The following is a 20,678-nucleotide window of genomic DNA, read 5'->3' on the forward strand; positions in this document are numbered from 1 at the left end:
TCCTGCGAGCACGGGCGAGGCAGAATGGTCGCGTGCAGATCTCCGCGCGCGGCGACTACGCGGTCCGGGCAGCGCTCAGTTTGGCGCAGGCCTACCCGGCACTGATGTCCGCCCAGGCCATTGCCCAAGACCAGGAAATGCCCCGCAAGTTCCTCGAAGCGGTGCTCGCCGATCTACGCCGCGCCGGGGTGGTGCGGGCGCAGCGCGGCGCCGAGGGTGGGTACACGTTGTCCCATCCACCTCGGGACGTGACGATCGGCCAGATCATCCGGGCGGTCGACGGCCCGCTCGCCGGGGTGCGCGGTCTGCGCCCGGAGGAGACGCAGTACACGGGTGCCGCGGAAAACCTGCCGAATCTGTGGATCGCCGTTCGGGCAGCGGTCCGCGAGGTGCTCGACGAGGTGAGCCTGGCCGAGTTGATCAGCGGCCGGATGCCGGCCCACGTCCGCAAGCTCACCACGCGCCCGGACGCCTGGCAGCCTCGCTGACGGGTTCTCGGCTGGTCCTCAGGGTGGTTGTCCGACTCGGATGACCACCCCGAGAGCCAGCCGGGGCGCGCGACCGACCGGGACGGGCCTCTCATCGCGTACCGGGAGATGGGCTTGATCGTGAGCTGACGCGTGGTGACGTTTGTCGAAACGTCCGATCGGGAAACGTGCTGTCAATCGCACAGCTGTTCCCCCCGAAGGAGACGTTCCGATGGGCCTCGTTTTCCGCAGCCGCAAGAAGTTCGGTCCGCTGATCCTGAACTTCACCGAGAACGGTTTCTCGTCCTGGAGCCTCAAGATCGGCCGCTGGTCGTGGAACTCCAAGACCCGCGCGCACCGCGTCGATCTGCCCGGCCCGCTGTCCTGGAAGCAGGACAAGTCCCGCTCCCGGTCATGACGCGGTGATCAGCACGTCCCCGCCGAGCCGGCCGTGGTCCGGGTCGCGGGTGATCACTCCGGCCTCGAGCATCAGATGCAGGACGCGGTTCGCGTCCGCGGCTCGATAGACCGTTTCGGTCAGCGCGAACGTGCGCAGGTCGCTGACCGTCGCCGCACCCACCCCGGCCAGGTACGCCAGGATCTCCCGGCGCAACGGGCCGGGGTGCGGCTGCAGCGAGATGTCGATGAGGTGGCGTTCCGGGTCACCGGGGTCGCGCAGCCGCACCCCGGCGAACTCGTCGACCGCCCAGAGCGCCTCCTTGAAGTGCTCCAGGCTCTTACCGGACCCGGTCACGAACACCACCACCTGGCCCGGCTCGTCGCCGGTCGCCAGCTCCGCCGCGGTGAGCAGCGGAAACCCCGCGTCCCGATAGGGTGCCACCGACGATTCCGGTGGCAGCACCAGCAGCGCCTCGGCCGGCTTCCCGGCCGACAGGGCCTGCACCGTGGTCACCGCCGGCGGCTCGCTCGCGCTTCCGGCATCGAGGAAACCCAGCGCCGGTACGTTTCGTGCCCCGGCCGCCCGCAACGCGACCTCGGCCGGCGCCGCGATGGCAAGAACGGACAGTCCCGCCCCGGCCCCCGCCTGTTGTTGAACCTCGCCGAGCCGCGTGGTGATTGTCGTCATGTCGTCACCCACGGCCACCATGGACAGCTCGCGCCCACGGGCCAGATCGGGCAGATCGGCGAGCACCCGGACGGCCGCCTCGGCGCTCGCGCCCGCGTCCACGTCGGCGTATCCGTGCAGATAGATGGCACGGCGCCCGCGGTGCAACGCTGCCGGCGCCCACGCTTCGAGATGGCGGATCAGCAGTTCGCGTTTGACAGTGGTGACTGACATGCGGATGTTCTACCCCGTCCACTTCGCATCGGCCGTCGCACCCCAAGACTTGTACCTAGGGTATTCGCACGAGCACTATGAGGTACGTGGCTCCTCCGCTCGCCGAACTCACCGCCCAGGCACAGAACCTTTCCTCAGCCGGCGATCTCACCGGCGCCCGAGCCGTTCTCGCCGAGGTCCTGCGCACCGCGGACGCCGACCCCCGCCGCGCCACCGCCGAGCTGGCCGTCGCCGCGGCCCTCTTCGCCCGGGTCCTGATCGCGCTCGGCGACCCGCAGTCCGCCCGTCTCTGGGCCGCCTTCGCGCACGCCGCGGAAGAGCAGTTGCACGGCGCGCGCGACGAGCGCACGATAGCCGCCGCCGCCACCCACGCCGCCGTCCTGCACCGCATCGGGCAGTACGGGCGGGCCGCTCTCGTCTACCACGACCTGATCGGTGAGCTGTCGCACGTCGACGACCCGGATTCGCCGCGCGTGCTGGCCGCCGAGGCCGACCTGGCCACCGCCGAGCACGCGGCCGGGCACTGCGCCGCGGCCCGCGCCCGGCTGACCGGTGCCTGGCGCCGCCACCAGCGTACGCATGGTGAGTCCTCGCCCGCCGGCATCAAGATGCTGGCCCGGCTCGGCGCCATGGAGCGCGAGTGCGGTCGCGACGCCGCCTCCCGGGATCATCTGGCCACCGCGCTGCGTCTGGGCGAGCAGCACCTGCCGGCCGGTCACCCGCTCACCCGGCAGGCCGCCGCGCTGGTCGCCGGCGAGCGCTCGGGCCGGCACACCTGCGGGCGGATGACCCGGCCGGGGCGCGACGACGACACCGAGCTGCGGCCGGGCGGCTTCCGGCCGTTTCCGCGGCGCCCCACGGTCCCCGATCCGGGCGGCCGGAAACCGACCACGAGGTTCCTGCCGGCGCCGGACGACACGCTCGACGACGCCACCCAGCCCCCGCCGGACAATCTGGCCACCGACGCCAACGGCACCGTCTACCAGCAGCCGTTCTACCTCAGCGACCTGATCCTGCCCGGCGACCCGGTCGGCCGGCACGCCCGCGCCGACACCCCGCCGCCGCTGCCCGGGCACCGCGCGCCGGGTCACGGCCCGGCCGCCGCAGCCCGGGCCACCACCACGGAGGACCCACCGCCCGGGAGTGCCGGGCGGCGCCGCGGCAGCCACCCGGCACTGCTCGCCATGGCGCTGGCGGCCGGCGTGACGACCGCCGCGGCCGTGGTGATCATGACCCTGCCGGATGCGGACGGCGCCACCACGTCACCGGCCGCGACCACCGCTACCGTCCGGCCGGTCGTGTTCAGCGCCGGCCCGGGCGCGGCCGGTTCCCCGGAGCGGGTCACCCTGCGCGACAACGGCGCCGGGGTTACGCTGAGCTGGGGTTATCCGGAGTCGGCGACGGGGCCGGTGGTGATCTCCGGCGGGCGCGGCGGGCAGTCGGCTTCCGAGTTCCAGCGGCTCTCCCCCGGCGCGACCACCTACGAGGTCTACCAGCTCGACGAGCGGCAGGACTACTGCTTCACCGTCGCCGTGCAGACGCCCGGCGGCCAGCTCGCCTCTTCCGCCCCGGTCTGCACGGCCCGGTGAACGTGCACCCGGATCGCACCCGGCGGGGAACCGTGTTGCTCCCGTGGCACCGGATTCTTGGCCGTCACGGCGACTACAGGAAGCAGGGACAGTGACGACCGAGACGGCGAACTGTGTCCCCACCACCGGGCTCGACGAGCTCGGTGCCCTCGAGGCCGCCGTGGCGGAGCTGGAGAGCAGGCCCAACTCCCAGTTCCGTACCGTCGGCGACCCGGCTGCCGAGCTTCGCCGCCGCGCCGGGGAACTCGGTGCCGAGGAGCTCTTCCAGCGCGCCGAGCTGCTGCTCGCCTCGGTCGACCTGCGCGAGGGGCGGATCGGTGAGGGCGGGCAGAGCGCGCACCGCGTCCGGGCCTGGGCGGAGGAGCACCATTCCCTGCACCTGCTGGCTCGGGCGCACCGCCAGCTGTCACTGTTCTACCGGTACGTGGGTGACTCCGCGGACGGGCTGAAGCACGCCGTCGAGTCGGTCGCGCACATGCGGGACGACTGGCCCGTCACCATGCGGGCCCAGCTGCTGATGTCGCTGTCGGTGGCCCTGGAGGAGTCGGGTTCCCGGGCGGAGGGCGCACGGCGCGCGCGGGAGGCCCTGGCGCTCACCGTGGCCGGCGGCGACCACGAGAACACCATCCTGGCGCTGAACAACATGGTCTACAGCGCCTACGAGGTCGACGACGAGGCCACCGCCCGCGCGATGGTCGCCGAGATGCACGAGCTGCAGGCCCGGACGGGTCACCGTTTCGGCGCGAACGAGCTGGACACGATGGCCCGCGTCGAGCTGATGGGCGGCCACTACGACGAGGTGGAGGCGCTGCTCACCCCGGTGCTGGCCGACCTGGTCGCGGCGAACGAGGGCGACGCGATCGCCGAGTGCCAGCTCACCCTGGCGCTGGCCCGGCGCCTGGCCGGGCGGTACCCGGAGGCCCAGGCCGCCCTCGACGCCAACCTGCGCATCTGCGAGGAGCGCGGGCTGGCCGCGGTCCGCGCCCGGATCCGCGAGGAGCAGGCCGCGCTCTACGCCGCCACCGGGCGCTACGCCGAGGCGTACGAGGAGCACCGCGCCTTCCACACCGAGACCACCGCTCTGCTATCCGCGCAGCGTGACGCCCGGGCCCGCGCGCTGCAGGCGGTCTTCGAGGCCAACGAGGCGCGGCGGGCCAGTGAGCACTTCCGCGAGATGGCGCATCGGGACGCGCTGACCGGGCTCTACAACCGCCGCTACATCAACGAGCGGCTCCCCGCCCTGCTCGCCGAGGCGGCGGCCGGCGGCGGGCCGATCTCGCTCGCCATCGTCGACCTGGACCACTTCAAGCGGGTCAACGACACGCTCTCGCACGCGACCGGTGACAGCGTCCTGCAGAACGTGGCCGAGCTGCTGGAGGAGGCCACCCCCGGGCCGGCGCTCGCGGCGCGGATGGGTGGCGAGGAGTTCCTCCTGGTCTTCCCCGGGGTCGGCCCGGAGGACGCGGCGGTCCGCTGCGAGCGCCTGCGCCTGCGGATCCGGGCGCACGCCTGGGGGCCGATCACCGGCACCCTCCCGGTCACCACCAGCATCGGGGTCACCACCTCGCTGGACGGGCTCGGCGCCGTGAAGACGCTGCTCTCCCAGGCCGACCGCAACCTCTACGCCGCGAAGCACAACGGCCGCGACCGCGTGGTCGCCGACACGGTGATCTGACGCCCCAGCCTGCTCGCCGGGGCGTCCTACGGCGTCCCGGCGAGCGGCCGGGGCGGTCACTCGCCGACGGCGCCGACCGACAGCTCCACCACGATGTCCACGTGGCCGACGTGCCGGGCGTACTCCTGGACCAGGTGGAACAGGATCCGCTCCAGGGTCGGCGGCTCGGCCCCGTCCCAGCGCGGCCCCGGCTTGCCGACGGCGCTCAGCTCGTGCTTCGCGATCACCTCGGTGGTGTGCGCGCCCTGCGTCCGCAGCGCCTCGGCGAGCTCGGCGAAGCTCTCCCCGGGCGGGACGTACCAGCGGTCGACGTTGCGGTCACCCCACGGGTCGTCGAATGCCACTCCCTCGAAGCCCCACTCGATCCAGCGCAGCTCGACGTACCGCAGATGTTTGACGAGCTCGACCGGCGTCCAGCCGGACGGCAGGCGGCTGGTCCTGCGCTCGGATTCGGGGAGCGCCGAGACCTTGGCGAGCAGGGTCTCGCGGAAGTACGTCAGGTAGCCCGAGAAGACGTCAGCGGTGCCGGCGGCGGGGCGGGTAGGCGACGGAAACTCGATCGTCATGCCGCGAGTATGCGGGTTGGATGACGGGATGAGCGCTCTGCGGGTACGGCGTGCCGGGGCCGACGATCGTGCGACGGTGCAACGCCTGGTCAGCGAGGCGTGGCACGGTTCGCTGCTGGTGGTGCACGGTGTCACATACGACGCTGCCGGGCTGCCCGCGCTGATCGCCGAGCGCGACGGCGAGGTCGCCGGCCTGCTGACGTACCACCTCGACGGCGACGCCCTGGAGATCGTCTCGCTGAACGCGTTCACCACCGGCGCCGGCGTGGGCAGCGCCCTGGTCGAGGCCGCGCGGGAGCTCGCCCCGGCCCGGCTCTGGGTGGTGACCACCAACGACAACCTGGACGCGCTGCGCTTCTACCAGCGCCGGGGCTTCCGGATCGTGGCCGTCGCGCCGGACGCGGTCGACGCCGCCCGCCGGATCAAGCCGTCGATCCCGCTGATCGGCGAGCACGGCATCCCTCTCCGCGACGAGATCACCCTGGAGATCCGGTTGTAACACGTCGGAAATCCCTGGGTGCCCGGGCCGAAACCGATCGCGGTGACGCTGACCCGCATGCCCGCACACCTGAACTCCGGGGACACCGCCTGGCTGCTGGTCAGCGCCGCTCTGGTGCTGCTGATGATCCCCGGCCTGGCCCTCTTCTACGGCGGCATGGTGCGCATCAAGAGCACCCTGAACATGCTGATGATGACGTTCGCCTGCCTGGCCGTGGTCAGCGTGATCTGGGTGACCTTCGGGTATTCGCTGGCGTTCGGGCCGGACACCGGGGGTGGCCTGATCGGCAACCTCAGCCTGGCCGGGATGGCCGGCGTCGGACCGGATTCGATCACCGGCTCGACCCCGACGCTGGTCTTCGCGGCGTTCCAGATGATGTTCGCGATCATCACGGCCGCCCTGCTCAGCGGCGCGATCGCGGACCGGGCGAAGTTCAGCACCTGGGTGGTGTTCGTGGCGATCTGGGTGACGGTGGTCTACGCACCGATCGCGCACTGGGTCTTCACCCCGGACGGCTGGATCGCCGCCCACCTGCGGATCCTCGACCTGGCCGGCGGCACCGTCGTCGAGATCAACTCGGGTGCGTCCGGCCTGGCGCTGGCGATCGTTCTCGGTCAGCGGCTGGGCTTCCGCTCCGAGCCGATGCGCCCGCACAGCCTGCCGCTGGTCGTGCTCGGCGCCGGGCTGCTCTGGTTCGGCTGGTTCGGTTTCAACGCCGGGTCGGCGCTCGCCGCGAACGGGTCGGCGGCCCTCGCGTTCTTCAACACCCAGGTCTCCGGCGCCGCCGGCATCGCCGGTTGGCTGATCGTCGAACGCCTGCGTGACGGCCATGCCACCACGCTCGGAGCGGCGTCGGGCGCGGTCGCCGGGCTGGTCGCGATCACCCCGGCGTGCGGCTCGGTGAACCCGTTCTGCGCCCTGCTGATCGGCGTCGCCGCGGGCACCCTGTGCGGGTACGTCGTCGGCCTCAAGCACCGGCTCGGCCTCGACGACTCCCTGGACGTGGCCGGCGTGCACGGCGTCGGCGGCTTCCTCGGCACGATCCTGATCGGTCTGTTCGCCACCGCCACGGCGACGGGCGGCCCGCGTGGCCTGTTCTTCGGCGGCGGCCTCTCCCTGTTCGGGCGTCAGGCGCTCGCGGCGATCACGGTCGCGGCGTTCTCGTTCACGGCCACATGGATCGTCGCGACCGTCCTGAACCGCACGATCGGCTTCCGCGTCGACCCCGAGCACGAACACGGTGGCCTCGACCTGGCGGTGCACGGCGAATCCGCCTACGACCTCGGCGTCACCGGCGCCAACTCCGGCCACGCCTCCCGCCCCGCGATCCACCGCCCGGTCGACGCCTGACCCCGCAGATCAACCCCCTTCGCGCGTACGCCGTGAGCCCGCGCCCCTGGCACTCCCGCGAGCACCGCCGTTCCCGCTCCCCAGCCGCGCTCCCGCCCCCAGCTGGTCCTCATGGACGTAATGAGGCACGAATAACGTCCATGAGGACCAGCTGGAACCCCACACCGCGGCCCACGCCGGCCCCGGGCGAAGCTCGCGAACCCGCCCGGCGGCCGGGTCACAGGTCGAGATCGACCCGGACCGGATAGTGGTCGGAGGCGTGCTCGGCGGGGCCGCCGCGGACCACCCGCATGTCGTGGGCGCGCTCCGCCACCGAGGACGTCGCGAGCACGTAGTCGAGGCGCATGCCGCCGAACTCGCGCCCGCCGCCCTGCGTGGTCGGCACGGTCCGCCCGTCCCCGCTGCCGGCCGAGCGCCACAGGTCGGCCAGCCCGGCCGACCCGAACGCCGCCAGGGCGCGGCTGTCGACCCGCCCGTCGGGGTAGAGGTGCCGCTTGCGGAACAGCGCGTGCTGACTGGCCAGCGCCTCGGTGTGGTCGCTGACCGGGTCGAGCCCGTTGAGGTCCCCGGCGACCACGACACGCGCGGAGGAATCGACGTAGCGGGCGGCGAGCCATCGGGCCTCCCGCATCCGGCGGTACGGCGAGAACGGGTTCAGATGTGCGCTGACCACCGTCAACGGCCCACTCGTGGTGGCGATCACGGCGACCGCGGCCGCGTGGTGCAGCCGCCAGGTGACGCTCGCCGTGTGCGTGAACACCAGCGGGTCACGGATCAGCACCGCCACCGGCATCCCGATCAGGGACCGGGCCAGGTGCGCCGTCATCCCGACCGCCCCGGCCAGCTCGGTCATCCGCCGCTCGTCGTTGCGGGTGAAGTCCCGCAGCTCCTGAAGGCACAGGATGTCGGGTTTCTCCGCGGCGATCACCTCGGCGATGGCCGGCAGCCGGAAGCGCTGCCCGCGGTCCACCCCACCGGTCTTGATGTTCCACGTCATGAAGCGCAGCATCGTTGACCTCCGAGGGAAGGGTCGTCGAGCACCATCAGGCCACCACCAGCTGCCGGTTCTCCACCGCGGCCTCGTGGGCGGTGACGGCGTGCGCGTTCGGCCGGACGACCCACCAGAGCACCGACAGCCAGGCCGCCGCGAGCAGGCAGGCGCCGAACACGTCGGTCGGGTGGTGCATGCCGCGGTACATCCGGGACACCGCCACCCCGAGCGGCATCAGCACCGCGAGCACCGGGAACACCCACCGCCACGGCTGACGCACCCGGGCCGTCACGATGATCGCGATCACGCTCCACAGGCAGATCGTCGCGGCGATGTGCCCGGAGGGGAACGACGACGTCGGCATCTGCCCGTCAAGCTGCTCGACGCCGGGTCGCGGCCGGCCCACCGCGGCGGCGCTGGTCAGGAACAGGGTGAGTTCGCCCATCATGGCCAGCACCACGAACAGCACGGGCCGCCACTGCCGCCACAGGGCGAGCGCCAGCGGGCAGAAGACCAGGGAGATCGCCAGGATCGCGTGGGTGTCGCCGGCCTTGCTCCACAGCCAGCTCAGCTTGTCCAGATCAGGGGTGCGGAAGGTCTGCAGCCAGCGGCAGAACCCGTCGTCCCAACTGGGGTTCCACCGCGTGACGGTGAAGCCGACCCCGTAGAGCAGGCCGAACGTCAGCACCCACCCGACCAGGATCTCCGCGCCCTTGACCCACGGGTGCGGCAGCACGGCCTTCTCGGCCGGCGCCAGTTCGAGATCCCGGGCGGCTTCCGGCTCGAGGCCCTCCACGGCCGGCCGCGACGGGGTGTGCCCGGTCTCGCGGCGCCAGACCCGGAACGCGTACGCCGTGGTGCTGATCCACGCGATGCCGAGCAGCCACCCGGCGAGCACGTCGGAGAGGAAGTGCACGCCGAGCGCGATCCTGCTGAACCCGATCAGCGCCACGATCAGTGCGATCAGGCCGAGGAACACCGGACGCCATTTCCGCCGTACGGCCGGGAGGAGCGCCAGTGCGAGCATCCCGTAGACCACCATCGAGCCGAGCGCGTGCCCGCTGGGGAAGCTGTTGCCGGGGGCGTGTGCGACGGGCGACTCCACCACCGGGCGGACCCGCCCGACCAGCGTCTTCAGGGACGGGTCGAGGATCATCGCCCCGGCCCCGGTGACGATCAGGTAGAGCGCGAGCCGCTGCCGCCGCCGGATGAGCAGCACCGCGACCACGATGGTGACCAGCGAGATCATGAAGACCCGCCCGCCGAACGACGAGATCTGTTGCAGCACCTTGACCGCGGTGCCGGACCCGGCGACCTGACGGTTGAGCCCGTCGGCGACGGCGTGGTCCAGATCCTGCAGCGGCGTCCAGTGGAACCGCACGAGCAGCAGCAACGCGGCGAACCCGAGGCCGACCGCGATCACCGCGATCAAGCCGAGAACGCTGCGCTCGGCGAAGTGCCGGACCGGCGCCCAGCCGGTCCGTTCCACGAGGCGATTGTCAGACGACACGGCACGCTCCCAGGGTGGTCGGGGTGCCGCGTCTCTTACCCCGTGGAGTCGCTCGGTACACCGGCGGTGCGCTGCTGGGGCACGTCCTCGCGCGGCTCCCACTGGTCCGGCTGGGCCGGTTTCGCCCCGACCCGGCGGGCCTCCAGCTGGGCCGCGAACGCCAGGCCCAGGAAGAACGCCATCCCGGTGAGGTTCGCCCAGAGCAGCAGCGCCATCATCGCAGTGAGCGGGCCGTAGGTCGCGCCGAAGCTGCCGCTGACCCGCACATACCCGGCCAGCAGCAGGCTCGCCATCCACCACAGGACGGTCGCCACCACCGCGCCGAACAGCAGCCAGGACAGCGCCGGCTGCTGGCGCCGCGGTGAGTGCCGGAACAGCGCGCCGACCGCGAAGACGATCAGCGCCAGGCTCAGCGGCCAGCGCACCACGTCCCACCCGACCCGGATCCAGCCGGCGATGTGGAAACGATCCTCGGCGGACTCGCCGGCCGCCCGGCCCGCGACCAGGATCAGGAAGCCGAAGAGCGCCGGCAGCCCGGCGGTGAACGCGAGCACCGTGGCCCGGGTGTACTTGAACAGCGCGGGCCGGTCCCGCTCGACACCGTAGATCCGGTTGGCGCCGCGCTCGACCTGGGCCATGGCGGTGGTCAGCGCGATCAGGCCGGTGATCAGACCGAGCACCAGAGCCACCTCGCCGGCGTCCTCGGTGCGGTCGTCGTCCACCAGCAGCTCGCGGACCACCGGCTCGCTCGCGCCCGGGGTGAGCGCGATCACCGTGTCCGCCACGACCTCGCCGCCGGCCTCCACGCCCAGGTCGGTGGCGAGCCCGGAGAGGGCGATCAGGAACGGCACGATCGCCAGGCACAGCTGCAGTGCGAAGGCCCGCGAGTGACTGAACCCGTCGCCGTACCGGAAGCGGATGAACGCGTCCCGCAGCAGCGGCCACCCGCCGTAGTTGCGCAGCGCCAGGTACGCGTCGTCGGCCGACAACTCGTCCCCGGCCATCGTCTTGGTCTCGGGGACCGGCTCGGTGCTGCTCATCGCGCCTCGGCCCGCTTGGCGACGGCCCGCGCGTCGTAGGCGAGGTCCGGATCCGCGTCCGGCTGCGGCACACAGAGCAGAAGGGCCTTGTGGCGTACGGAGATCTTCATGGCCTTGCCCGCGGCGATGAGATCGCCGTCGAGCTGCCGGGGCTGCGCGTGGTTGCTGTAGATCTCCACCCGGGACGCGGTGTACGTCTCCATCCGTGGCACGCGCTCGCGCCGGCTGGCCACCCCGGCGATCAGCCACGCCCAGTGCACCAGGTTGTTCGGGCTCACGATCGCCACGTTGAGCCGCCCGTCGTCGGGCACCGCCCGCTTGAGCAGCCGCACCCCGCCCTGCAAGCGGCCCACGTTGCCGACGATCACGGTCTGCGCGCGGCGGGGCATCGGCGCACCCCCGTCGAGCCGGATCCGCACCCGCATCGGCCGGTCCAGCAGGTGCTTGGCCGCCCCGAACAGGTACGCCGGCCAGCCGATGCGCCGTTTCGCCCGCTCCGAGGTGTCCTGCAGCATCATGGCGTCGAAGCCCATCCCGGCCATCACCACGAAGCACTGGTCGCCGATCACGCCGACGTCGATCTTGCGGCGGCCGCCCTCGAGCGCGACCTGCAGCCCGGTCGCCGGGTCGGTGCCCAGCCCGAGGTTGGCCGCGAGCAGGTTCCCGGTGCCGGCGGGCAGCACCGCGAGGGCCACGCCGGTGCCGGTGAGCGCGGTCACCACGGCGGTCACCGTGCCGTCGCCGCCGCAGGCGAAGACCAGCTCGGCCCCCTCGGCGACGGCCTTCTTCGCCTGGCCGCGGCCGGTGTCCTCCGGGGTCGTCTCGTACCACGCGGGCTCGGGCCAGCCGGCCCTCGTCAGGGTGGACCGGGTGGTGCGCCGGAAATGATCGAGATCGGCCACCTTGGCGGGGTTCACCACAACGGCCGAGCGAGGTCCTGTCACGGCCACATTTTGCCCGAGCAACGTCACAGCTGCGACTCAGGCATCATCCGGTCCCGGGAAGGGCACACTTTTCCGGGTGACCCGCTTGACGTACCCCCAGATCGGCCTCACCCGGACCGGACCGCTGCCGGACGGATACCGCCACCTGCGCCATCGGACGCGCCTCGGCTCCGGCGAGAGGGTCTTCAGCACCGCGGGCGAGGCGGTCCTGACCTTCCGGATGCACCGCGCCACCGGGGCGACGATCCGCACCGACGCGCGGCGCGCCGCCCCCGGCGTGCGCCTCACCATCGGCCTCGGCCCGGTCAGTGCCCCTTGCGAGGTGGTCTGGACCACCCAGGAGGACGACAAGATCGGATTTGGGTACGGAACACTGCCCGGCCACCCGGCGACCGGCGAGGAGGCGTTCGTCGTCGAGCGTGACGAGCGCGGCGGCGTGTGGTTCGCGGTCACCGCGTTCAGCCGCCCGGCCGGCGCGCTGATGCGCCTGGCCGGCCCGTTCGCGGTGCTCGCCCAGCGGGCGTACGCGTTCCGGTGCGGACAGGTGCTCCGGCGGCTGGGTACCGTGGGCCGGTGAGCACGACATCGGTCACCTGGTGGGGCCACAGCACCGTCTGGCTCGCCGACTCGGGTGTCACGCTGCTCACCGACCCGGTGCTCACCGATCGGCTCGCGCATCTGCGGCGGATGGCCGGCCCGTCGCCACGGCTCCCCGGCGCTCCGGACGTGATCCTGCTCTCGCACCTGCACGCCGACCATTTCCACGTCGGGTCGCTCAAGGCCGTGCCCGGGAGTCCGCTTCTGATCGTGCCCCGCGGAGCGGCCGCCTTCACCGCGCGAGCTCTCGGCCGGGAGGTGGCGCGCCGGTGCGTCGAGGTCGGGCCCGGTGACGAGGTCGAGGTCGGCGCGGTGCGGGTGCGTGCCGTCCCGGCCGCGCACGACGGCGGACGTGGCCCGTGGTCCCGGCAGCGGGCCGCCGCCATCGGCTTCGTGGTCGAGGGCGAGTCCCGCACCTGGTATGCCGGGGACACCGGCCTGTTCGACGAGATGCACGACCTCGGGCCGCTCGACCTGGCGCTGATCCCGGTCGGCGGCTGGGGGCCGACGCTGGCGGCGCACGGGCACCTCGACCCGGTCGACGGCGCCGAGGCGCTGCGGCGGGTGAAGGCGTCCTGGGCGGTGCCGGTGCACTACGGCACGCTGTGGCCGATCGGGATGGGCCGGGTGCGGCAGCACATGTTCGCCGAGCCGGGCAGCCGGTTCGCCGAGCTGGCCGCGCGCACCTCGCCGGAGACGCGGGTCCGGGTCCTGGCCCACGGCGGGACGCTGGCTCTGGGGCCGGCCGCGTGATCGCCACGCTCGGTGCGCTGGCCTGGCTCTTCGCGGTGGTCTGCTTCGGCGCGATCATCCCGGTCGTGCCGACCGGGGCGGCGGTCAGCAGCGGCGCCGCGCTCGCCTTCCACGAGCATCACCCGGTGACGATCGCCCTCGTGATCGCGGCGGGCGCGGCCGGCGCGTACGCCGGTGACCTGGTGATGTACGCGATGTGCCGGTTCGGCGGCGAGCAACTCGCCCGGCGGCTGCGCTGGCTGCGCGACGAGGAGCACCTGGCCTCGGTCAAGGAGAGGTTGAAGGCCCACGAGATCCAGGTGCTCCTGGTGTCCCGCCTGATCCCCGGCGGCCGCGTCCCGGTGCTGCTCGCGGCCGCCTTCGCGGGTCTCTCCTGGCGCACGTTCGTGAGCGCCAACCTGCCGGCCTGCGCGCTGTGGTCGGTCGTCTACGCCGCGATCGGGGTGGCCGGCGGCTCGATCTTCCCGCAGCCGTGGCAGGGCATCGTCGCCGCGATCGCCCTGATCCTCGTCGTCAACCAGGCGGTGAGCTGGTGGACCAAGCGCCGGTCGGCCGCCGCTAGTACTTGAGGTGGGTCCGGGTCATCTTCGCCGCCGTCTCCACCATCTTGTAGCCGCTGGTGTCGGTCTTGTTCAGGTGGGAGAGCACCGCGATCGAGACGTCGACGTCGTCACCGGTGATCCGGCCGACCGAGTTGATGATCCAGAGGCCGTTCTCGGTCGACCGCTGCAGCCAGCCGTTCTTCACGGTGAACTGCTCACCGTCCTTCGCCGCGGCCGGGACACCCCACCGTTGCTTCGGGTTGACCGTGCTCATCAGCGTGTGCGCGTACTGCCGGGACGACGCCGACAACGGGCTGGCGTCCGACACCAGCTGGGCGAGCAGCTTCACCTGGTCCTCGGCCGTGGTCCGGGTCAGGCCCCACGAGCTGTTCACCGTCGTCGCGGTCAGGCCGAGGCGCTTGTCGCACTTCTGGATGGCGGACTGCTTGCCCAGCTTCTTGAAGAGCGCGGTGGTGGAGTCGTTGTCGCTGTTGCGGATCATGTTCTTGGCCCAGGCGTCCTCCTGCGAGGTGAGCTTGCGGCCGGTGTCCTGTGCGGTCAGCAGCAGGCAGGAGAGCACCTGCACCTTGACGATGCTGGCGGTCTCGTACTTCTCGTCGCCACGAAACGCGTACGTCAAGCCGGTCTTCTTGTCGAGGACGGCCAGCGAGAACTCGGGGACGGTCGCGGCGTACTTGGTCAGCGCCGCGTCCAGCGTCTTCGCCTTCTTCTCCCAGGCTGCCCTCGCCAGCTCCTCCTTGCTCGGCCCGGCCGGGGACGGCGACCCCGCCGAGGTGCCGCCGGTCAAGAAGGTGGCAGCGGCGCTGTCGCCGCCGAACACGCCCTTGGCGAGCAAGGCAACACCTCCCAGGACGATCACGACCGCCATCGTCACGAGCCACTTCGAGGAACTCCGCACGCATGCATGATGCCGTCTTCAGGCGGCTGATGGCGGCCCTGTCGGCTGTGAATCATGCGGGATCATCCGGATTTCCACCGTCCGGCGCGGCCTCGCCACGGTCCGTCACCCCGCGCCGGGGCGTGCCGTCCGTCTCCCCTTGGCCGCTCCGCCGCGCCGGGCGTGCTCGCGGGGCGCAGAATGGGGGCATGGCGTCACTGCTGTCCCGAGCCGTCCAGATGTCCCGCGCCGCGCTGGCCGCGCCGGTCGTCGCCGCCGACCTGACCCGCGCCGCGATCGGCCAGGTGATCGAGACAGCGGGTGCCGTGGCCAGCGTTCCGGTGCGTGCCCTGAGCCTGCTCGGTCAGGCGGAGCTGCTGGTCAACCGAGCCGGGCTGGCGATCGGCCAGGTGGAGGACCTGCTCTCCCGGGTGACCGTGGTGACCACCGCGGCGGAGAGTGCGATCACCGGCGTCCGCACTGTCACCACCGACGCCGGCGCGGCGATCGCCGAGGTCCGCACGATCACCACCGCGGCCGAGGCGCTGCTCGGCGAGGTGCGCGCGATCAGCACGGCCGCGGCGCTCACCATCGACGAGGCCGGCGCCATCTCGACCGCGGCCGGTGATCTGGTCCGCCGGGCCGCCACCACCGCCGACGCGGCCGGCTCGATCGTCATCGAGGCCGGCTCGCTGACCACCTCGGCCGCCGAGATCGTCGCGGAGGCGGGCGCGGTCAGCGCGGCGGCCCGGGGCGTTGTCACCGACGCGGGTTCGATCAGCAGCGCCGCCCGCGACCTCGTGACCGAGGCCGGCCAGGTGAGCGCCGCGGCCCGCGGCATCGTGGACGAGGCGGCGACCGTCGCCGAGCGGGCCTCGCGGGTCGTCGTGCGCGCCGACCAGGCCGCGAGCGTCGCCACCGAGCTCCTCGACGACTACGAGCCGACGCTGCGCAAGGCGGCGCCGCTGGCCGCCCGTTTCGTCGACGAGCTGACGCCGGAGGAGGTCACCGCGGCGATCAAGATGGTCGACGAGCTCCCGGCGCTGCGCGACCACATGGTCAACGACGTGATGCCGCTGCTCAACAAGCTCGATCAGGTCGGCCCCGACCTGCACAAGCTCCTCGAGGTCACCGAGGACCTGCACCTGGCGATCGCCGGCCTGCCCGGCCTCAGGCTGCTGCGCCGACGCGGCGAGGAGCGCACCGAGGACCACCACATCAAAGGCTGACCCGATTCTCCGGTACGGCCATGGCCGTACCGGGAAATCGGTTTGAACGTGAGAAATGCCGGCCCTCGCAGGGAGGGCCGGCATTCTTGTCTCCGGTGCCGGAGCGGGAATCCGATCAGAAGACCGAGACGCCGTAGACGCTCAGCGGCTCGACGACCGGCTGGAAGTAGGTGACGCCGCCGGAGGAGCAGTTGCCACTGCCGCCCGAGGTCAGGCCCAGCGCGGTGGTCCCGGAGTAGAGGGAGCCGCCGCTGTCGCCCGGCTCGGCGCAGACGGTGGTCCGGATGAGGCCGGAGACGGAGCCCTCGGCGTAGTTGACCGTGCTGTTCAACGCCGTGACGCGACCGGAGTGGATGCCCGTGGTGGAGCCGCGGCGGTAGACCGTGGCGCCGACCGCCGGGGTGCCGGCCGAGGTGATGTCCTGGGAGCCGACCGCGCCCGACTTGGTGATCGTCGTGTTGGTGTAGCGGACGATGCCGTAGTCGTTGCCGGGGAAGCTGGTGCCGGCCCGGGTGCCCAGCGTGGTGGACCCGTTGGTCCAGGTCGCGCCGATGTTCGTGCAGTGGCCCGCGGTCAGGAAGTAGTTGACGCCCGAGCTGTTGCGCACGTTGAAGCCGAGCGAGCAACGGCCGCCACCGGCGTAGATCGCGTCGCCGCCGGAGATCCGGGTGCTGATCGTGCCGGAGACGGTCTCGATCCGCGCGTTGTCGCCGAGCTTGGCGACGGTCGCCTTGACCGCGGCCAGCTTGGCGCCGGTGACGCTCTCGTCGACGCTGACGACGACCTGGTTGCTGACCGGATCGACGGCGAACGCCGTGCCGGGGGTCTTGAGGTTCGTCTTCAGGCTGGCATCGGCGGCGGCGAGCGTGGCGCCGCTGCGGCTCACGTAGCGCGGAGTGGCGCCGGCCTTGGTCACCTCGGCCGCCGTGGCCGCGTCGGTGACGTTGACCACCAGCTTGCCGGAGCTGTCCAGGTAGGTCCCGGCGTCACGGGTGCCCAACTGGTCGTCCAGCTTGCTGGCCAGCGCGGACGGCGCGAAGGACGCGTCACCCACGGCCGGGGCTGCCGTGGCGGGTGACGTGGCGACCAGGCCGCTGCCCACGAGAATGCCAACCGCCAGGCCGACGATCGGTCGGCGAAGCTTCGGGTTGAGCACGTTTCCTCCCAGGGGGATTGGGTAGGTGGCACACCGGTCCGGCATGCCCATGCTCGCAAGTATTTAAAGTGATCGATTAAACCGCAAGGGGTGTCCAACCAGCCACGACAGTGATCAAGTCCCTGTTGACCTGGGAAAACCTACGCCCCATAGCGTCGGGCTATGACTCCTTCGGGATGCAGGCACCTCACCGTTCCTGGACGGCGATGGGCGCGTTGTCGGCCAGCCGGTAGCCGAGCCCGTACACCGTCGTGATCAACTCCGGGTCGTCCAGCTTGGTGCGCAGCCGGCTCACGTGCACGTCCACGGTCCGATTGGTGGTGTGCCGGTGACCCCAGACATGGGTGAGCAACTGCGTCCGGCTGAACACCTGGCGCGGGTGCTGGGCCAGGAACAGCAGCAGGTCGTACTCCAACCGGCTGAGGTCTAGCCGCGCGCCGTCGCGCAGGGCGGTGCGCGCCCGCGGGTCCAGCACGATCTCACCGTCCTTGGTGTCGGCGGCAGCAGGCGCGCCGACCTCGACCGCGGCGCCGGCGCCGGCCGCGTCGACCAGCTCCCGCAGCGCGGCCAGCACCCGGTCGCGACCGCCGGCGCCCCCGGCGATGCTGATCGTGACGGTGACCGGCGCCTCGTCCGTCAGGTCGGGCACCGGTCGCAGCTCGGGGCGAGGATGGGTGGCGCGCGGATGGGCGATGGCGAGCGCGGACATGTGCGACTCCTTCGACGGCGACTGCCACCGGGTCGGCGGCACGTGACAAGGATACAATTCCTATCTGTTAGATAGGCATACCGCATGGTAGTCACGCGCGCCACATCACACCAGGCCCAGCGGGGCCCCGACCGGCCCGTAGCGGCATCGACGACCGCCATTTGCCCACTTCGCCCATGCTCTTACTAGGATTTGGGATCACCGTTGACCAGATCCTGACGACCCCGCAGTGTGGGACAGGACCAGAAATTCTCAATTGGTGGACATCTGAGGGGAAGCCGATGACAGGAATCGTTGTGGTGTCCGGCAATCCACGCGCCGGGTCACGAACCTCGGCCCTGGCCATCGCGGTCGGGGAGGCGATCGCCACCCGGCTCGGCGCGCCCGCGCCCACCGTGATCGAGGTCGGTGAGTTCGGCGCCGGGCTGCTCACCAAGGGCGACGAGCCGACCGCCGCCGCGGTGGCCGCGCTGAACGCCGCGGACCTGCTGGTCGTGGCCACCCCCACGTACAAGGGCAGCTACACCGGGGTGCTCAAGGTCCTGCTGGACCAGCTGCAGAACCAGGCCCTCGCCGGCAAACGCGCCGTGCCGGTCGTCACCGCCGGCGTCGCGCCGCAGGCCACGGCCGCCGAGGCGCTGCTGCGCCAACTCCTTACCGAGCTCGGGGCGACAGTGATCCAGCCCGGGCTCCCGGTGGTCGAGGCGGACCTCCCGGAGACAGCGGCAATCGCCCAGAAGTACGCCGCCGCCGTCGACTGGTAACGCCTTTTCGGCTGGTAACGCCTTTCGGTACGTGTGACCGCCGCCGCCCGTTCGCTCCGGGAGGCGGCGGTCGCATCCGGCTCACTCCTGCTCGTACGCCGGGTCGATCCTTCTTACCGCCTCACTCCTGCTCGTAAGCCGGGTCGATCGTCATCGTGAACTCCTGGGAGGCCGCGCCGCCCCACGCGTCGGTGAAGGTGACCGTGAAGGTCGTCGTCTCTCCCTCGAGCGCTCCCGGGACTCCGCCGATCACGCCGGTGGCCGGGTCCAGCATCAGCCCGGCCGGCAGGGCGCCGGAGGTCACCGCCCACGTGCCGGTCCGCTCGTCCAGTGTGGTCAACTGCGCCTCGTAGGCCACCTCCGCCAGCCCCGCCGGCAGCGCCGTGTCGTCGATCACCGGAGCGTCCGCCACGACCGGGATCACGATCGTCCGGGTGACCGCCTGCGGCACGTAGTCGGTGAACCGCACGGTCACCGAGTAGTTCCCGGGCGCGGACGGGGTCCCGCTGATCACTCCGGACCCGTTCAGCTTCAGGCCCGGCGGCATGCTGCCCGACGCGACCGACCAGGTCCCGGCGCGTCCCACCGTCAGATTCACCCTTCCGCCGTACGGCGTACCGACCGTGCCCGTAGCCGCGCGAGCAGTCGCGATGACCGGCTTCGCGGGCGGCGCCGGGACGAAGAGCAACCGGTTCGGTGACCCCTTGCGGTCGGCGACCTTGCCGGTGGTGGCGTTCGCCAGGAGCCGCGCGGCCACCTGCGCCGGGCTCAGCGACGGGCTCGCGTCCAGGATCAGCGCCGCCGCGCCCGCCACGTGCGGGGAAGCCATCGACGTGCCGCTGTAGACGGCCGTCGCCGTGTTCCCGTTCGACACCGACGAGCGGATGTTCACGCCCGGCGCGAAGATGTCGACCGCGCCGCCGTAGTTGGAGAAGTAGGCCCGTCGATCCCGGCCGTCGGTCGCACCCACGGTGATCGCCGCGGCCACGTCCGCCGGGCTGCTCGACGTCGCGCTCGTGTTCTCGTTTCCGGCCGCCACCACGTACGTCACGCCGGACGCGATCGACTCCTCCACCGCGAAGTCCAGGGACGGGCTGAGGCCGCCGCCCAGGCTCATGTTCGCCACGGCCGGCCGGACCGCGTTCTCGGTCACCCAGTCCACACCGTCGATCACGTCGGACAGGTAGCCACCGCCGTCGCAGTCCAGCACCCGGACCGCGACCAGCCGCACCTTCTTGGCAACCCCGTAGTGCGTGCCGCCGATGGTGCCGGCCACGTGCGTACCGTGGCCGTTGCAGTCGGAGGCGTTGCTGTCGCCGTCCGCGAAGTCGTAACCGTACGTCGCCCGGCCACCGAACTCCTGGTGCGAGATCCGGATGCCGGTGTCGATCACGTACGCGTGCACCGCGGAACCGTCGTCGGTCGGCGTGAATGCCCCGGACACCTTCGTGGCGCGCTGATCGATCCGGTCCAGCCCCCAGGCCGGGTTCTTCTGCGTACCCGCAATCCGTACCAGCCGGTCCTCACCTCGCGCCGGGCTCCCCTGCGTATCCGCGACCCGCGCCGGCCGGTCCCGGCTCCATGCCTGGTTTCCCTCCATGCCCGCGATCCGCACCCGCCGGTCCTGCTCCACCGAGCGCACCGACGGTTCCGCCGCCAGCCGGCGGGCCTCGGCCGCGGTCAGCTGCGCCGCGTACCCGGGGATCGTGTGGAAGCTGCGCAGCACCCTGCCGGTGCCGAGGCTGTGCACGGCCGGGGTTGTTCCGCGGTGCTTCATCGTCACGATGTACCGCCCGGGCACGGCGCCGGGCGCGTCGGCCCCGATGACGTTCCCTGCGGCGAACGCGGGGGCAGGCGCTGCCAGAGCAGCCGAGGCGGCTACCGCCGAGGTCAGGAACGCACCGAGGGTCCACTTACGCATGCCGCGTTGATCGACCGCGGACCCGACCCCTTGAGCACCGAACCCGTCCTACCCCCAGCCCGCACCAACTCCGCGCCGCTAAGTCCCCCGAAAGCCGCCCGGCCGCCCGCACCAGCCTCGCTACCCGGTCCCCTGAAAGCCGGCGACCGGCCCAGCCCGCACCGGCTTCGCTGCCCGG

21 protein-coding genes are annotated in these 20,678 nt (G+C 72.0%); 11 read left to right on the forward strand and 10 right to left on the reverse strand.

What is annotated here, in order from left to right:
• The first annotated feature begins 32 nt into the window (after positions 1 to 32).
• Entirely contained in the window at positions 33 to 488 is a 456-nt protein-coding gene (locus Acy02nite_RS19985; RefSeq protein WP_203742665.1) for an RrF2 family transcriptional regulator, read from the forward strand.
• 211 nt (positions 489 to 699) lie between these two features.
• Complete coding sequence (locus Acy02nite_RS19990) at positions 700 to 885, forward strand: DUF4236 domain-containing protein (RefSeq protein ID WP_203742666.1); 186 nt, start codon at positions 700 to 702, stop codon at positions 883 to 885.
• Here Acy02nite_RS19990 and Acy02nite_RS19995 read toward each other — a convergent pair.
• A complete protein-coding gene (locus tag Acy02nite_RS19995; protein ID WP_203742667.1) occupies positions 880 to 1,767 on the reverse strand; it encodes a hypothetical protein in 888 nt (295 codons plus the stop codon). The genes Acy02nite_RS19990 and Acy02nite_RS19995 overlap by 6 nt on opposite strands.
• A gap of 77 nt (positions 1,768 to 1,844) precedes the next feature.
• Between Acy02nite_RS19995 and Acy02nite_RS20000 the strand changes: the two genes are divergently transcribed.
• Both Acy02nite_RS20000 and Acy02nite_RS20005 read left to right on the forward strand, forming a co-directional pair.
• On the forward strand, positions 1,845 to 3,356 hold the full coding sequence (locus Acy02nite_RS20000) for a fibronectin type III domain-containing protein (protein WP_203742668.1): 1,512 nt from the start codon (positions 1,845 to 1,847) through the stop codon (positions 3,354 to 3,356).
• Positions 3,357 to 3,447: 91 nt separating this feature from the next.
• Positions 3,448 to 5,031 (forward strand): GGDEF domain-containing protein, encoded by a 1,584-nt coding sequence (locus Acy02nite_RS20005; RefSeq protein WP_203742669.1) that lies wholly within the window; start codon positions 3,448 to 3,450, stop codon positions 5,029 to 5,031.
• Positions 5,032 to 5,087: 56 nt separating this feature from the next.
• Here Acy02nite_RS20005 and Acy02nite_RS20010 read toward each other — a convergent pair whose 3' ends face one another.
• Complete coding sequence (locus Acy02nite_RS20010) at positions 5,088 to 5,597, reverse strand: mycothiol transferase (RefSeq protein ID WP_203742671.1); 510 nt, start codon at positions 5,595 to 5,597, stop codon at positions 5,088 to 5,090.
• A 28-nt stretch (positions 5,598 to 5,625) separates the two neighbouring features.
• Here Acy02nite_RS20010 and Acy02nite_RS20015 point away from each other — a divergent pair, with 28 nt between their 5' ends.
• Together Acy02nite_RS20015 and Acy02nite_RS20020 are read left to right on the forward strand one after the other, a co-directional pair.
• Entirely contained in the window at positions 5,626 to 6,096 is a 471-nt protein-coding gene (locus Acy02nite_RS20015) for a GNAT family N-acetyltransferase (RefSeq protein WP_203742672.1), read from the forward strand.
• 57 nt (positions 6,097 to 6,153) lie between these two features.
• Positions 6,154 to 7,446: an ammonium transporter gene (locus Acy02nite_RS20020; RefSeq protein WP_203742673.1), complete on the forward strand. Its 1,293-nt coding sequence runs from the start codon at positions 6,154 to 6,156 to the stop codon at positions 7,444 to 7,446.
• Between the two features lie 217 nt (positions 7,447 to 7,663).
• Here the strand turns inward: Acy02nite_RS20020 and Acy02nite_RS20025 are convergent, their stop codons facing one another.
• Genes Acy02nite_RS20025 through Acy02nite_RS20040 form a run of 4 tightly spaced genes read right to left on the reverse strand, consistent with a single transcriptional unit; the run spans position 7,664 to position 11,931 of the window.
• Positions 7,664 to 8,443, reverse strand: a complete 780-nt coding sequence (locus Acy02nite_RS20025) for an endonuclease/exonuclease/phosphatase family protein (RefSeq protein ID WP_239175035.1) — start codon at positions 8,441 to 8,443, stop codon at positions 7,664 to 7,666.
• Between the two features lie 46 nt (positions 8,444 to 8,489).
• A complete protein-coding gene (locus tag Acy02nite_RS20030; protein ID WP_203742675.1) occupies positions 8,490 to 9,947 on the reverse strand; it encodes a phosphatase PAP2 family protein in 1,458 nt (485 codons plus the stop codon).
• Between the two features lie 35 nt (positions 9,948 to 9,982).
• A complete protein-coding gene (locus Acy02nite_RS20035; RefSeq protein ID WP_203742676.1) occupies positions 9,983 to 10,987 on the reverse strand; it encodes a YihY/virulence factor BrkB family protein in 1,005 nt (334 codons plus the stop codon).
• Positions 10,984 to 11,931 carry a diacylglycerol/lipid kinase family protein gene (locus Acy02nite_RS20040; RefSeq protein WP_239175036.1) on the reverse strand — a complete coding sequence of 316 codons (948 nt, stop codon included), beginning with the start codon at positions 11,929 to 11,931 and terminating at the stop codon, positions 10,984 to 10,986. The genes Acy02nite_RS20035 and Acy02nite_RS20040 overlap by 4 nt, the downstream gene beginning before the upstream one ends.
• A 76-nt stretch (positions 11,932 to 12,007) precedes the next feature.
• Between Acy02nite_RS20040 and Acy02nite_RS20045 the strand changes: the two genes are divergently transcribed.
• Genes Acy02nite_RS20045 through Acy02nite_RS20055 form a run of 3 tightly spaced genes read left to right on the forward strand, consistent with a single transcriptional unit; the run spans position 12,008 to position 13,850 of the window.
• Positions 12,008 to 12,508: a DUF1990 domain-containing protein gene (locus tag Acy02nite_RS20045; RefSeq protein WP_203742678.1), complete on the forward strand. Its 501-nt coding sequence runs from the start codon at positions 12,008 to 12,010 to the stop codon at positions 12,506 to 12,508.
• Positions 12,505 to 13,281 carry an MBL fold metallo-hydrolase gene (locus tag Acy02nite_RS20050; protein WP_203742680.1) on the forward strand — a complete coding sequence of 259 codons (777 nt, stop codon included), beginning with the start codon at positions 12,505 to 12,507 and terminating at the stop codon, positions 13,279 to 13,281. The genes Acy02nite_RS20045 and Acy02nite_RS20050 overlap by 4 nt, the downstream gene beginning before the upstream one ends.
• The gene (locus tag Acy02nite_RS20055) at positions 13,278 to 13,850 is read left to right on the forward strand and encodes a DedA family protein (protein WP_203742681.1); all 573 of its coding nucleotides are present in this window, start codon (positions 13,278 to 13,280) and stop codon (positions 13,848 to 13,850) included. The genes Acy02nite_RS20050 and Acy02nite_RS20055 overlap by 4 nt, the downstream gene beginning before the upstream one ends.
• Here Acy02nite_RS20055 and Acy02nite_RS20060 read toward each other — a convergent pair.
• Complete coding sequence (locus Acy02nite_RS20060) at positions 13,840 to 14,742, reverse strand: serine hydrolase (RefSeq protein ID WP_307872288.1); 903 nt, start codon at positions 14,740 to 14,742, stop codon at positions 13,840 to 13,842. The two genes, Acy02nite_RS20055 and Acy02nite_RS20060, sit on opposite strands and share 11 nt — an antisense overlap.
• Before the next feature lie 188 nt (positions 14,743 to 14,930).
• On the opposite strand from Acy02nite_RS20060, the gene Acy02nite_RS20065 reads away from it, so the two are divergent.
• Positions 14,931 to 15,950, forward strand: coding sequence for a hypothetical protein (locus Acy02nite_RS20065; protein WP_203742682.1), 1,020 nt, complete (start codon positions 14,931 to 14,933; stop codon positions 15,948 to 15,950).
• 115 nt (positions 15,951 to 16,065) lie between these two features.
• On the opposite strand, the gene Acy02nite_RS20070 is transcribed toward Acy02nite_RS20065, so the two are convergent.
• Both Acy02nite_RS20070 and Acy02nite_RS20075 read right to left on the reverse strand, forming a co-directional pair.
• A complete protein-coding gene (locus Acy02nite_RS20070; protein WP_203742683.1) occupies positions 16,066 to 17,106 on the reverse strand; it encodes a S1 family peptidase in 1,041 nt (346 codons plus the stop codon).
• A 187-nt stretch (positions 17,107 to 17,293) separates the two neighbouring features.
• Positions 17,294 to 17,857 carry a winged helix-turn-helix domain-containing protein gene (locus tag Acy02nite_RS20075; RefSeq protein ID WP_425548228.1) on the reverse strand — a complete coding sequence of 188 codons (564 nt, stop codon included), beginning with the start codon at positions 17,855 to 17,857 and terminating at the stop codon, positions 17,294 to 17,296.
• A gap of 239 nt (positions 17,858 to 18,096) precedes the next feature.
• Here Acy02nite_RS20075 and Acy02nite_RS20080 point away from each other — a divergent pair, with 239 nt between their 5' ends.
• Positions 18,097 to 18,579, forward strand: coding sequence for an NADPH-dependent FMN reductase (locus Acy02nite_RS20080; RefSeq protein ID WP_203742684.1), 483 nt, complete (start codon positions 18,097 to 18,099; stop codon positions 18,577 to 18,579).
• 121 nt (positions 18,580 to 18,700) lie between these two features.
• Here the strand turns inward: Acy02nite_RS20080 and Acy02nite_RS20085 are convergent, their stop codons facing one another.
• Positions 18,701 to 20,500: a S8 family peptidase gene (locus Acy02nite_RS20085; RefSeq protein WP_203742685.1), complete on the reverse strand. Its 1,800-nt coding sequence runs from the start codon at positions 20,498 to 20,500 to the stop codon at positions 18,701 to 18,703.
• Positions 20,501 to 20,678 lie beyond the last annotated feature (178 nt).

This window comes from Actinoplanes cyaneus (assembly GCF_016862095.1).
GTDB classification, from domain to species: Bacteria; Actinomycetota; Actinomycetes; order Mycobacteriales; family Micromonosporaceae; genus Actinoplanes; species Actinoplanes cyaneus.

Bases quoted from the DNA above. Each gene is read 5' to 3' on its own strand.
- Acy02nite_RS19990 (WP_203742666.1), top strand. From the start codon at position 700: ATGGGCCTCGTTTTCCGCAGCCGCAAGAAGTTCGGTCCGCTGATCCTG.
- Acy02nite_RS19995 (WP_203742667.1), bottom strand. From the start codon at position 1,767: ATGTCAGTCACCACTGTCAAACGCGAACTGCTGATCCGCCATCTCGAA.
- Acy02nite_RS20000 (WP_203742668.1), top strand. From the start codon at position 1,845: ATGAGGTACGTGGCTCCTCCGCTCGCCGAACTCACCGCCCAGGCACAG.
- Acy02nite_RS20010 (WP_203742671.1), bottom strand. From the start codon at position 5,597: ATGACGATCGAGTTTCCGTCGCCTACCCGCCCCGCCGCCGGCACCGCT.
- Acy02nite_RS20015 (WP_203742672.1), top strand. From the start codon at position 5,626: ATGAGCGCTCTGCGGGTACGGCGTGCCGGGGCCGACGATCGTGCGACG.
- Acy02nite_RS20020 (WP_203742673.1), top strand. From the start codon at position 6,154: ATGCCCGCACACCTGAACTCCGGGGACACCGCCTGGCTGCTGGTCAGC.
- Acy02nite_RS20025 (WP_239175035.1), bottom strand. From the start codon at position 8,443: ATGACGTGGAACATCAAGACCGGTGGGGTGGACCGCGGGCAGCGCTTC.
- Acy02nite_RS20035 (WP_203742676.1), bottom strand. From the start codon at position 10,987: ATGAGCAGCACCGAGCCGGTCCCCGAGACCAAGACGATGGCCGGGGAC.
- Acy02nite_RS20065 (WP_203742682.1), top strand. From the start codon at position 14,931: ATGGCGTCACTGCTGTCCCGAGCCGTCCAGATGTCCCGCGCCGCGCTG.
- Acy02nite_RS20080 (WP_203742684.1), top strand. From the start codon at position 18,097: ATGACAGGAATCGTTGTGGTGTCCGGCAATCCACGCGCCGGGTCACGA.
- Acy02nite_RS20085 (WP_203742685.1), bottom strand. From the start codon at position 20,500: ATGCGTAAGTGGACCCTCGGTGCGTTCCTGACCTCGGCGGTAGCCGCC.